Origin of the sequence: Mycoplasma paraquilae, assembly GCF_048284415.1 — a bacterium.
Classification (GTDB): domain Bacteria; phylum Bacillota_I; class Bacilli_A; order Mycoplasmatales; family Metamycoplasmataceae; genus Mycoplasmopsis.
Genome location: NZ_JBLVZU010000001.1, coordinates 171,866 through 185,514 on the forward strand (window position 1 = coordinate 171,866; position 13,649 = coordinate 185,514).

Annotated in this window: 9 protein-coding genes and 1 tRNA gene; 4 read left to right on the forward strand and 6 right to left on the reverse strand. The window is 28.3% G+C overall.

Annotation, left to right across the window (positions count from 1 at the left end; all coding sequences use genetic code 4):
• Positions 1-2,937 carry an SMC hinge domain-related protein gene (locus ACNQ12_RS00840; RefSeq protein WP_418036881.1) on the forward strand — a complete coding sequence of 979 codons (2,937 nt, stop codon included), beginning with the start codon at positions 1-3 and terminating at the stop codon, positions 2,935-2,937.
• A 69-nt stretch (positions 2,938-3,006) separates the two neighbouring features.
• Here the strand turns inward: ACNQ12_RS00840 and ACNQ12_RS00845 are convergent, their stop codons facing one another.
• The 6 genes from ACNQ12_RS00845 to ychF form a co-directional block, all read right to left on the reverse strand.
• Positions 3,007-3,651 carry a hypothetical protein gene (locus ACNQ12_RS00845; protein WP_418019051.1) on the reverse strand — a complete coding sequence of 215 codons (645 nt, stop codon included), beginning with the start codon at positions 3,649-3,651 and terminating at the stop codon, positions 3,007-3,009.
• Positions 3,652-3,870: 219 nt separating this feature from the next.
• Positions 3,871-4,797, reverse strand: a complete 927-nt coding sequence (locus ACNQ12_RS00850) for an SPFH domain-containing protein (RefSeq protein ID WP_416754330.1) — start codon at positions 4,795-4,797, stop codon at positions 3,871-3,873.
• 89 nt (positions 4,798-4,886) lie between these two features.
• Positions 4,887-4,960: transfer RNA gene (locus tag ACNQ12_RS00855), tRNA-Trp, on the reverse strand.
• 187 nt (positions 4,961-5,147) lie between these two features.
• Positions 5,148-6,902, reverse strand: coding sequence for a hypothetical protein (locus ACNQ12_RS00860; RefSeq protein ID WP_418036883.1), 1,755 nt, complete (start codon positions 6,900-6,902; stop codon positions 5,148-5,150).
• An 88-nt stretch (positions 6,903-6,990) separates the two neighbouring features.
• Positions 6,991-7,569: a hypothetical protein gene (locus tag ACNQ12_RS00865; RefSeq protein WP_418036885.1), complete on the reverse strand. Its 579-nt coding sequence runs from the start codon at positions 7,567-7,569 to the stop codon at positions 6,991-6,993.
• 64 nt (positions 7,570-7,633) lie between these two features.
• Positions 7,634-8,734, reverse strand: coding sequence for a redox-regulated ATPase YchF (gene ychF / locus ACNQ12_RS00870; protein ID WP_418019054.1), 1,101 nt, complete (start codon positions 8,732-8,734; stop codon positions 7,634-7,636).
• 105 nt (positions 8,735-8,839) lie between these two features.
• On the opposite strand from ychF, the gene ACNQ12_RS00875 reads away from it, so the two are divergent.
• Genes ACNQ12_RS00875 through aspS form a run of 3 tightly spaced genes read left to right on the forward strand, consistent with a single transcriptional unit; the run spans position 8,840 to position 13,577 of the window.
• Entirely contained in the window at positions 8,840-10,486 is a 1,647-nt protein-coding gene (locus tag ACNQ12_RS00875) for an MAG5620 family putative phospho-sugar mutase (RefSeq protein WP_418036887.1), read from the forward strand.
• 30 nt (positions 10,487-10,516) lie between these two features.
• Positions 10,517-11,881: a histidine--tRNA ligase gene (gene hisS / locus ACNQ12_RS00880; RefSeq protein ID WP_418036889.1), complete on the forward strand. Its 1,365-nt coding sequence runs from the start codon at positions 10,517-10,519 to the stop codon at positions 11,879-11,881.
• Entirely contained in the window at positions 11,865-13,577 is a 1,713-nt protein-coding gene (aspS, locus tag ACNQ12_RS00885) for an aspartate--tRNA ligase (protein ID WP_418019057.1), read from the forward strand. Before hisS ends, aspS begins: the two co-directional genes overlap by 17 nt.
• Positions 13,578-13,649 lie beyond the last annotated feature (72 nt).

The following is a 13,649-nucleotide window of genomic DNA, read 5'->3' on the forward strand; positions in this document are numbered from 1 at the left end:
ATGAAATTAATCAAAATTGAAGCACATGGTTTTAAATCATTTGCTGAACCAGTAGTTTTACGCTTTGATGGTGGTGTTGCTGGAATCATTGGACCTAACGGTTCTGGTAAAAGTAACATTAACGATGCGATCAAATGAGTATTAGGTGAACAAAGCTCAAAAGAAATGCGTGGAGATTCAATGCAAGATTTAATTTTTGCTGGATCTAAAACTGCAAAACCAATGGACTTTGCTCGTGTAACTCTAACTTTTGATAACAAGGATTCTGATAATTCAATTGATGATGACACTGTTGTTATTACACGCGAACTTTTCCGTGGAAAAGGAATTAATAATTACTATTTAAATGGTAAACCATGTCGTTTTAAAGATATTAAATCAATTGCTATGGAAACAGGAATTGGGAAAAGCTCACTAGCGATTATTTCTCAAGGAACAGTTTCGGATATTGCTGAATCTTCAGATGAAGAACGTAGAGCAATTTTTGAAGAAGCTGCTGGAGTTTCTAAATTTAAATTCAAGAAAACTGAATCTTTAAGATTATTACAAAGCGCTGATGCATCTATTGGAAAAATTGAACCAACAATTAATGAATTGGAAAAACAATTAGTTCCATTAAGAAAACAAGCAGAAAAAGCTTTAATTTATAGAGATAAAAGTCGTGAACTTAAGAAAGTTGAAGTAGCTTATTTAGCTCATGAAATTAGAACTAATGAAAAAACTTACGAAGCATTAGCTAAAGAGCTAACTGGGGTTGAAGAAACAAAAGATTCATATTTAGCTCAAATTTCTAAATACCAACGTCAAATTGGTGAAAAAAGAATGGAAAAAAATGAACTAAGTAAAGAAATTGCTTCTTTAACAGGTAAACAAAGTGCAATTAAAAGCAGACTTGAAAATCTAGAAATTACAATTACAAAACAAAATGCTCGTATGGAGCTAATTGCAAGTGGTGAATTATCTGTAGGAAACGAAGAAACTGCAAAAGCATATGCACTTAAAATAATTGAGCTAGAACAAAATTTAAAATACCACAGAGATAGTGCTAAAAATTTAAATGACAAAGTTCAAGAACATCAAGCCAAAGTTAGAGAACTTTCAAATAAAGTTAATACTTTGCAAGTAGATTTAAATAATGCTAAAACCAAACATACTCAAGTAAACACTAATTTACAAATCTTACTCGAAACCAAAAACAAGAAAACTAACCTATTTAAAGGTACAAGAACTATTGTAGATAATGCCTCAAACTTTAGAGGATACAAGGGATTAGTTAGAGACTTAATTAAGGTTCAACCTGATTATACAGCTGCTATTGAAGCTATTTTAGCTAGTGCCTCACAGCACATTGTAGTTGATATGCCTAATACAGCTGTTAAAGCAGTTGAATTTCTTAAGAAAAATAATGGTGGTAGAGCAACCTTTATTCCTTTAACTTCTATTAAAGAAAAATTTGTGCGTGATGACTATTTATTAGTCGCTTCAAATCATGCAGGTTACATCGGAGTTGCTTCTGATTTAGTTGAATATGATCCTCAATATGATGTACTTGCAAAATTTTTACTAGGAAATGTTGTTATTGTACAAGACATTGAGAGTGCAAACCAAATTTCAAATATTTTAGAACGTAAATATATGGTAGTTACTTTAGATGGTGACATTATTCGCGTTGGTGGTGTTATTGTTGGGGGAACTGCTCAAGAAAGTGACAACATCATTGGACTAGATGAAAAAATTGCTCAATTACAACAATTAATACCTTCATTGACAAATATTATTGCTAATAATGAAGCTTTAATTGAAAAACACAATGCTGAAATCACTCGTGTTAATACTGCTTTAAATGAATATACATTTGAGTCAAGACAAGAAAACTTATTAATTGGTCAAATGGAAAAAGAACTTGATGAATTCAAGTCAAAAACTGATTTATTAGAAGTAAACCGTGATGAAGTTGCTCCATCAGTCCTAATTGGAGAAAGAAATGATTTATATAAAGAATACACAGTTGTAAAAAATGACTTAACAATTAAAAATCAATTCTTAGAAACACTTGATGCTGAGTTATTACATTTAAGCGAAGCTTTAGATCAAACCCAAACTACATTAAATGAGTTAAATAATACTTTTACTAATAAGATAACAATTTACAAGAATTCTGAAATTAACTTAAAGAACTATCGCGAAAGATTAGCAAGCCAATACTCATATACTGTTGAATATGCTGAAGCTAATTATAAACTAGAAATTCCGGTAGAAAAAGCTCGGGAATTAGTTGCCGAATTAAGAGAACAAATTGCTGAACTTGGTGCAGTTAATTTAGAAGCTATTGAACAGCTTGAAAGTGTTGAAGAACGTTATGACAGATATGTTGCTGATAGAGATGAATTAGTTTCAACTCGAAACATCTTGATGGAAGCTATTTCTGAACTAGATAAAATTATAGTAACTAGATTAACTAGTGTAGTAAATGATGTTAATAATGAATTTAATGCAGTATTTAAATCAATGTTTGGAGGTGGTAGCGCTGAAGTAAGATTCATTGATCCTAATAATGTTTTAGAATCTGGAATTTCAATTTTTGCTCAACCACCTGGAAAAAGTATTAAGAATTTAAGACTATTTTCAGGAGGAGAAAAATCCTTAATTGCAATTTCATTATTATTTGCAATTTTAAGAGCAAGACCACTTCCTTTATGTATTCTTGACGAAGTTGAAGCAGCTCTTGATGAAGCAAATGTTATTAGATACGCTGAATACTTGCAAGAACTTAAAAATCAAACTCAATTCATTGTTATCACTCACAGAACTGGAACAATGTCAAGAGTTGATTCACTTTTTGCAGCAACAATGCAAACACGTGGTGTTACAAATTTCTTTAGTGTACAACTAAAAGATGCTGCTAAATACGTTGATCAAGATTCTAACAATCAATAATATTTATATCCCTATGTTATAGGGATTTTTTATTACAAAAAAATACCTCATTGAGGTATTGTTTAATATTTAGCCATTTAATTGGTTGATTAAAATAGTTTGAATTTTACTAATTATTTGTTTTTTTGTAATTGTTGTCCCATGAGTTCCAGGAATCATATATCTAGGTGCTTCTTCATTAAATTTATTCATATTATCATCACTAGTTAGGGCTTTAACTGTTTCCATAAATTCTGTAATATTATATGGCACATCGTCTTCAACTGGATATTTTGTTTTTATAGCTTTAATAATTAATGAATAATTATTCTTTAAAGTAGTCATAATGTTTTTCATTGGTAGAGATTCGCTAGCTATGTTTCTTAAATTAGTTATAACTGTTTGAATTTCACTATTTTGACCATCAACCTTTTCTTGAGGTGATTTATTGTCATGAATAACCCCGGGTTTTTGCTGTAAGTTTTGCCCTGAACCAGAAGTTGCACCTGAATCACTTGATAAATCAGAACCTTGGTTTTGTTCATTAGGCTGTTCTGTGCTTGGGTTAGCTTGTACTTTACTATTAGAATTTTCTCCACTTCCAGTACCATTTTGTGGGCCTAAAACTGTGCTTTTTTGATTGTTAGTATCTTTTTGTTGGGTACATTGTCCAGCTACTATTGGTAAAAGTGCACTTGCTCCTAACAATGGAATAAAAGTTAATTTTAATTTCATAGATATCCTTTATTTATCTGTGTTTTTTAATCATCAATCAATAAACTATCACATTCACATTAAATTTTTATGTTTGAAATGCAAAATTTTTTAAAGCAAAATGATAATATATAAGAATTTATGATTCATAATAATTATATCAAATATTTTTTATGTTATATTACTGATTAGTAATAAAAAAACATAATAATAAAGCATCAAAAACGATGCTTAAAATTGTTATTTTTTGTCCTTTTTTAAGATTTCAGCACCTGCTGCCACTACACTTGCAATATCAGCTAGATTAGGTGGTAAAATGATTTTTGTAGCTTGACCATTAGCGATTTCACTTCATTCTTGAATTGATTTAAGTCTTAAGAATGCTTCGTTAATTCCGGCTGAATTAATTAATTCGATTGCTTCTTTTTCCCCTTGTGCTTCAAGAATACGTTTTTGTTTTTCAGCTTCAGCTTGTAAAATCTTTTGTTGTCTTTCGGCTTCAGCATTTAAAATTGTGCTTTCTTTTTCACCCTGAGCTTTAAGAATTAAACTTTGTCTAATTCCTTCTGCTTCCAAAATATTTGCACGCTTGTCTCTTTCAGCTTGCATTTGTCTAATCATTGCTTCTTGTACTTCTCGTGGTGGAATGATGTTTTGAATTTCAATCCGATTGACTTTAATACCTCATGGATCACTTGCTGCATCCAATATTTTTGTAAGTTTTGCATTAATAATTTCTCTTGATGTAAGTGATTCATCTAATTCGATTTCACCAATTAAATTACGTAATGTGGTAGCTGTTAAGTTTTCGATTGCTAGTCAAGGTCTTTCAGCACCATAGGCAAATAATTCAGCATCAACTATTTTGAGATAGATAACTGTATCTACCTTAATCGTAGCATTATCTTTAGTAATCACGCTTTGAGCCGGGAAATCCATAACTTTTTCTTTAAAATTTTCTACTAAAGCTTTAGTATCTAAGAAAGGGATAATAAAGTGTAACCCTTTGCTTAATGTTTTATGATATTTACCAAGTCTTTGAACAATAACAAAGTTTGTTTCTTGAACAATTACAATTGACTTAACTAAAGCAATAATTAAAATAATTAAAAATATTAAGCCAAAAATTGAACCAAATACAACCCCAATAATTGCACCTGTTGTCATATTTATTCTCCTTTATATATTTGTTTATATATAATTAATATTTTACTAAATTTAACAAAAAAATTAGCTACTAGCTAATTTGATTGATATGGCGGAGGTTAAAGGAATCGAACCCTTATCATTGGTTTTGGAGACCACTATATTGCCATTATACTAAACCTCCATTGCGATACCTATAAATAATACCAAATTTTTATTATCTTTAGATAAAAAGCTTTATAAAGCCACAAAAATATTAAATAAAAAGAATTAGCCAATGACTAATTCCTATAAAGATATGAATGAAATCTCTTTACAATTAAATGTTATCAAATTTTTTATAGCTATTATTTATATTTTTTAAACATTATTTATTTTTTTAGATTTAAGAATTCACTCATAGGTCTAAAATTGCTTAATTCAGGAAAATCACCCGAGTAAACAAAGAAACGATATATTTTTTCAAGTTCACTTAAATTAGCATTATATCCATTTGCTTTAATATGATAAGTTGCACCACGAGTAATGATACTAAAAGTTTCTGGTAATGGGAAATTATTAGGATCCACAAATAATAATGCTTGTTGTAAATTGATATCAAAAAATTCCCTTAACATTGCAATTGTTGTCAATAATGTTGTGGTAGAAGCCTGAATACCAAATAATTTAGTTTTTACTTCTGTATTTGTTTTAAAGTCATCTTTATCAAAGAAAATACTTGTTCCTTTTTCGATTTGAGCAAAATCTAAGGCCAACATATTTTCTCAAGAAATAGAAGAATCTAAAATTATTGCATTTTCAGTTTTACCTTGAGTAAGACATTTCACAAATTCAATTGCCTGTTCTTTTTTAAAAACAGGATGCAATTTATAAAAGTAATTGTATTCTTTAGGCGGATATAACTCAAATATTTTATTAATATATGCCTTGAACTCTTCAGTTTTTGAATTGTTGGCAGTTAATGGTAAGTAATCGCCTTCATATCTAAATAATGATGACCCAATAAATACAAGATTCTTCTTTTTTGGATCATAATTATTCTTTCCTTGTGTTACTAAATCTAAAATGGTTTTGTTATTTAATTTTACTAGTTGCAAATATGTATTTAAGAATTCTTTATTATTAATGTGTTTCTTTAGCAGCTTATCTAATGTTTCGAAGCTCAATGGATATGCATTAATTTCTAATTGCGCTCATTTTTTATCATTTTTTTCAAAAAGCTTATTAAAGTATTTCGAATAATCACTAACAGAATTATAAATTTTAAACTTATCTTTTAATGTGTAAAAATAATGATAATCTATAGGTAATTTTCCTGTCACGTGTGTTTGATTTCAAAAACTTAAAAGTTCTTCCTTTGTATAATTTGTAGATTGTTTATCAACTCATGGAAAATAATTATCACGAATAAACCTATATGGTTGGGCGTTTCCATCACTCAAAATAACAATTTTATTTGCATGAGCTATTATTCATTCAATGGTATCTTTACTTAAATCAATAAAACTAATATCAGGAATATAAAAATCAAACAGTTTTACCTTATCTAAGTATCCTTCTAAATAAGAAAGCAACTCTGCTTTGCTACGTGGGAAAACTGAATAATCATATTGTGACCCGTTTTCTTTTAGTGCACTTGAATTATTAATAACTCTTAATTGTCCTTTCTTTACATTTAAAGTTCCATTTTCATATTTGGAAGCAGTATCGCCAAATTTATTTAATAAAACATTATAAGCAAATCTTTGTTCTTCATTTTTTAGTGTTTTTTGGTAATCATTTACAACAGTATCAATAATATAAATAACATCATTATATGAATTATTTGTATTTTGCTCATTTGCGATTTCTAATTGCCCGAGCATTGAATACGCACTGGAAATTAGATATTGAGAAGCATTTCTCCCTAGAAAAATAGATGGATAAGGATTATTACCTGAATCAACAATATCATCTATAAACGCTTTATATTTCGATTCATTTGTTGTGACTAGAACACTAGAGCTATCCTCATCATCTAGTTTTTGATCATAACTGTTATTTTTGCAACTAATGCTGGCTGCTAAAGGTGTCAAAACTAAAGGGGTTGATGCAAATTGCATTAAAACTTTAAATTGAAATTTCATAATCCTATTTTACATTAAATTTGAAATTAAAAAATTAGCTCAAGGCTAACTTCTTATTTAAATAAATTTAATAAAATTACATTTCGAACTAAGAAATCGAATTTTCAAGCCCTTCACTAATTCCAATATCTGCTATAACTTCACCAACAAAATCGCCAATTATAGCTCATTGAAATCTAGTAACAGAAGTTCTCTTATTTGCTAGTATTTCTTCCACTCATTCATTTACTATTATGTCTTTTGGTAAAAAATATTCTGCATCAGGGTTAGTTTGATTCATTTCTCTGAGTTCCTCATTAGTCATATCGTTACTAAATTCTAAATATGAAACAGATACAGAAAAATTGATATCTTTTTCTTGATCATTAAGTAAGCTGCTTTGTATTAGAGTATTAAATATTTCAAGCTGTTTTTTCAAGAATTCAAAATCATCTTGAGTAACTTGCTGATTTAACTTAATTTTGTCAAACAGATCATTATTATATTTGGTCATAATGTTATCATAAGCTTGACCTAGTGCCTCTTTTAATTCAATTTTGTTATTAATCTTCTCAATACTTTTTCTAGGCTTTGTATTCACGCTTTCTTCAGCTTGCTTGCAAGCAATTGTGCTAAAAGTTAAGAATAAAGTCGTAATAGAACCAAAGCTGATAAGAAATTTCTTCATTTTTATGAATATCCTTAATTTCAAAATTTATGCTTTTTAAAATGTTGTATTAAGAGGTGAAATTTTATTTCCCGAATTTGAAATGGCAAATATCTCCATCTTTCATAACATAATTTTTACCTTCTGAGCGTAATTTACCAGCATTTTTGGCACCAGTTTCTCCGCCAAAAGCAATAAAATCTTCGTATGAAATTACATCAGCCTTAATAAATTTCTTTTCAAAATCACTATGAATTACACCTGCACATTGTGGAGCAAGTCAACCTTTGTGATATACCCAAGCTCTGGCTTCAATTTTTCCGGCTGTAAAATAAGTCTCTAAATTTAATAAATCAAAAGCTTCACGAGTTAAAATGTCCAAACCACTTACTTCAATTCCGTACATAGCAAGTAATTCCATTTTTTCATTTTGATCTTCAACAGCAATTAATTCAGATTCTAATTGCACACAAATAGGTAATAATTTTTCACCCGGTTTTAATGAAGCTTGTAATGCTGAGTAATTTTTATCATTAATATAATTTGCAAATTGTTCATTACTTAAGTTTGCTACGTAAATAATAGGTTTAAAAGTTAATAAATGATATCCTTTAATGAATTTAGCTTCTTTTTCATCCAATTCTACTTCACGAGCAGGGATGTTATTTTCTAATGCATCTTTAACTTTGCTTGCAGCATTGAATTCAATTATGCCATCTTTATCACCAGATTTAGCTTTTTTAGTCACTCTATTAATAACATTATTAATAGTTTCTAAATCTGCTAGCATTAGTTCGAAATTAATTACATCTTTATCCCTAACTGGATCGACTGAATTAGCCACATGCATAATATTTTTATCTTCAAAACATCTAACAACATGAATGATGGCATCAACTTCACGAATATTTGCTAGGAATTTATTTCCAAGCCCTTCACCTTTTGACGCTCCTTGCACTAACCCAGCAATATCAACAAAATCGAAAGTTGCTCAAACAATTTTATCTGGATTAACAATTTTAGCAATTTCTACCAAACGTTGATCGATTAAAGGAACAGATGAAATATTAGGTTCAATAGTTGTGAAGGCATAATTAGATGCTTCAACTTGTTTTTTAGTAATTGCACTGAATAATGTACTTTTACCTACATTAGGTAATCCAACAATTCCGGCTTTTAATGACATATTATCTCCTTTTTAAAACATTTAAAATATATTATATTTTACATTAATATACTGAAAGGCATTTTGTAATTTGATAAAATTAAACTAATTAGTAAAAGGAAAACTATGCAACCAAAAAATGAACATAAATTAGCAACATGATATAACTTATATCGCAATAATAATTTAATTGATTTTAGTTTTGAACATTTTGTTCGCGAAATTGATAATTTATTTCCAAACAACACTTTTTATACTCGCCCCAAATCCACGATTTATGGGATTGAATTTAATAGTTTAAATCAATATGGTTTCGGCAATTTAAATATCTATACATTACTTAATTTAGTTGATATTTTTGATACTATAAAAAATAAATCCGTAATATTCCGTAAAAAGGCTAGAATTTTATTTGCTACATCTGATGAAACTGTTTTTCATTCTGACTTAAAGCAATATTTGACTAGTTATTTAAAAGATAAAAAACATTTTGTTTATGGTTTTAATGTTTCGCAAATTAATCAATTTGTATTTCAATCAGCCATAAATTCGCTTGAAATTGACTATGCATTTTACTTAAATTTTAATGAGTGTAACAATAAATATTATTTGCAAATATATTTAGGTAAAGAATTAATATCTCTGGAAACACAGGAAGAATTAATTACTCAATTATATCAATGAAAAAAACACTTTGTATTTATGAATAATTATGAATTAATAACATTAAATATTAATAAAGTTATTGATAGCAACATTAAAAAAGTGTTAGCAAGATATGTCAATCGCGAGAATAAATTAGATTATTATTCTACATTATCTGTTTATTTGATGATTGAAGACCCTAGTTCATCATACATTTTGGAGCGTTTCTTTAATCAAGTCAATATTAAATATTCAAAATTAAATCCATTATTAAATAAAGACTTACTTTCACCTTCACCAATTGTCTTTTGAAGGTGGTTAAGAACAGCAAATTATAAAGCAGATTTAATTATTATTTTAAATAAGAATAATGATTTGAAACTGATTACTAAAACAAAAGAGGGGTATGTAACTTTAAATGATGATGAAATAGCTTTCTTATATATTAATAGTCAATATTTATATTGAAAGCAAAAAGAATTATTAAAAAATGAACACATTTTTCTTCCTATGAATGCTGCTGATTTTATAATTTCTAATTTAGAAAATTATAAAATCCAATATAAATTTGAAAATGAATTATCTGACCCAAACAATGTACTTTTTGCATATGGACAAGGATTTTCGAATAGTTTAGAAATGAATTTAAATTATGATAACTTAGAATTTTTATTTCATTTTTGCTTTATGCTGCTAAATTACAAAGAAAATAATAATCTTTTTACGTTTAAATATAAAAAAATGACAGAAGCCAGTCACTTTACTTCATTAAATTTATATAGCGTGAAAAAAACTTCTTCAGAAATGAGGGCAGTATTTGATTATTTATTAACTAATCCAGATACTCTTGGAAAATATAAAATTGTCAAATTAAAAGCAATTAATTATGACAGTAACAAATATGAGTATTTATACAATTTACGCCTAAAAACTAAGCATAATAAGAGCAATATTTATATTTCTTTTAATAAATCAACTAATCAAATTGAATTTAAATTCGAAACAATAATTAATCTATATAAAATTAATCCTTTTATCGAGAAATGGTACACAATTTATATTCAAAAGAAAATTGTTAAAAAGTTAACTTATTTAGTTAATAAACTAAATAAGTCAAAAAAGAAATAATATATAATTACAAGGCAAAAAGAGGTAAAAATGATAAATAAAATCAAAGGAACTAAAGACTTTTCAGTAACTGAAGCAATGTTAAAGGATTTTGTTCAGACATCATTTGAAAATGTTGTTACAAAACATGAATTTAAAATGATTGAAACACCTATTATGGAACAAAGTTCTTTATTTAAAAGAACAGTTGGTGAAAGTGAAATAGCTAAAAAAGAAATGTACGAATTTAAAGACAAAGGTGATAGAGATATTTGCCTTCGTCCTGAAGGAACAGCTTCATTTGTGCGAGCATTCGTTGAAAATAAATGATATGCTGATGACTTTGATCGTTTTGCATATTTTGGGCCAATGTTCAGATATGAGCAACCCCAAAAAGGTAGATATAGACAATTTTATCAAGCGGGCGTTGAATATGTTGGAAACAAAAATTACTTAAGAGATGCTGAGGTTATTTTAACCGCAAATGAATTACTTGAATTATTTAATTTAGATTTTGAACTAAAAATTAATTCAATTGGTGATCTTGCTTCTCGTGCAAATTATGAAGCAGCACTTTATGATTATTTAATTCAATATCAAGATCAATTAAGTCCAATTTCACAAGAACGCTTAGTAAATAAAAAAGTGCTTCGGATTCTTGATGACAAAGAGGATAGTAAAAAAGAATTTATGAAAAATATTCCTTTAATTCAAGATTACTTATCGCCTGAATCTAAACAATATTTTGAAAATGTTTTAACTACATTAGCTACTAATGGAATCGCTTTTACAATTTCAAATGAATTAGTAAGAGGGCTAGATTATTATGATGAAGTTGTTTTTGAATTTGTATCAAAAGATAAAAATGCTGGAGCACAATCTACTTTAATTGGTGGTGGAAGATATTCTAATTTAATTAAAGAACTTGGTGGGCCTGACCTTTCAAGTGTTGGCTTTGGATTTGGTGTTGATCGTTTAATAGACTTAATTAAAGAAGACTTCAATGAAGTTACTCATATCGAAACAGAAGCAAGACATGTTGATATTTATATTGCAATGAGTGAAGATAGCAAGAATATAGATTATGCTTTTTGATTGGCAAATAATCATTTAAGAAACTTTTTCACAGTAGAAGTTGAACTTGAATTAATTAAAGCGAAAAAAATTATTGACAAAGCTAATAAGCGCACAGCACAATTTATTATTTATGAAGATAAAATGCTTGGCAATGATTTATTGAATATTAAATCATTAGTCACAAAAGATAAAATCTCATTTGGTAAGAATTTACATGGTATTGCTGATTTATTCACATTCTTGATTGAAAATGTAGAAGATGATTCAGAAATCGAAATTGATGAAATCGAAGAATATGTTGCAGAAGAATTGATGGGGAAAAATGAAAAAGACAATTAATAATAATCAATTAAGACTTGCGGATGCAGGTAAAAAAGTTACTTTATATGGATGAGTAGCAAACAAAAGAAAATTTGGTGAAATTAGTTTTGTTGATCTTAGAGATAAATTTGGTGTGACTCAATTAGTATTTAATACACCAATTACTTTTACAAAAGAATCAGTACTTGAAGTTAATGGTACTGTAGTAGAAAGAAAGGATAAAAATCCCGACTTGCCTACAGGAGAAGTTGAAGTAGTAGTTGACTCATACAATGTACTTTCTACTTCAAAAGAACAATTACCATTCCAAATTAGAGATGATATTGATGTTAAAGAAGAATTAAGACTTGAATACAAGTTCTTAGATTTAAGAAGACCAGTAATGCAAAATACTTTAAAGCTAAGAAATGATATTATTTTTGCTATTAGAGAATATTTACAATCTGAAGCCTTTACCGAAGTTGAAACACCTATTTTATCTAAGGCAACTCCAGAAGGCGCACGTGATTTCTTAGTGCCTACCAGAAATAAAGCAAATGCATTTTATGCCTTACCTCAAAGTCCACAATTATTCAAACAATTATTAATGATTGCATCTCTTGAAAAATACTATCAAATTGCTAGATGCTTCAGAGATGAGGATTCAAGAAAAGATCGCCAACCTGAATTTACTCAGCTTGATATTGAAGTAAGTTTCATGGATGTTGAATCATTCCAAAGTTATATTGAAGGGCTATTTAAATACTTTATGAAAAAAGTTATGAATGTAGAACTTCAAATTCCTTTTGAACGTGTAAAATATGATGAATGTATTGATAAATATGGAACAGATAAACCTGATTTTAGATATGGTAATGAACTTGTTTCAATTCCTGAATTTTGTCAAACAAGTGACTTTAACATTATTAAAAGTGCAAGTAGCATTCGTCTATTAAAAATTGATGAAATTATTAGCAAAAAAGACTTTAAGAAACTTGAAGAAATTGCTAAGAAAAATAAAGTTAAAGCTTTATTCTACTTTACTGTTGAAAATTTCCAAATTGCAGAAAGCAATTTTGCTTCTAAAGTACCAGCTAGTGAAATTGAAACTTTAATCAAGTCTCAAAATAATCAAAATGGTACTTACTTAATTTGTGCAGATAAATACGAAAATGCATCACAGGCTCTTGGAGCACTTAGAGTCGAACTTAATTCATGATATGGATGAGCTAAAGATGAATATAACTTTAAGTGAATTGTTGACTGGCCAATGTTTGAATATGATGAAGAAAATAACTCTTGAGCAGCAGCTCACCACCCTTTTACACAATTTGATAACACACTTGAAGAATTAGATACTTTACCTAAAGAACAAATTAGAGCTCGTAGTTATGACTTGGTGCTTAATGGATTTGAACTAGGTTCAGGTTCAGCTAGAATTTATGATGAAAAAATGCAAGAAAAAATGTTTGAAATGATTGGTTTAAGTAAACAAGACCAACAAAACAAATTTGGCTTCTTCCTTAAAGCATTTGAATATGGTGTACCACCACACTGCGGAATTGGACTCGGAATTGATCGTCTTGTTATGATTTTAAGTAATCATAAAACAATTAGAGACGTTATTGCATTCCCTAAAAACTCAAAAAATGAAGATTTAATGACTCAAGCTCCTTCGAATGTAGAAACAAATCAACTTGCTGATGTTTTTTTACAAATTAAAGAAGAAAAATAATTAATTAATATATTACTTAAATAGCATAAAGTCCCATTTAGGCCTAAAAAAATGGGTCTTTTTTATTTTTTG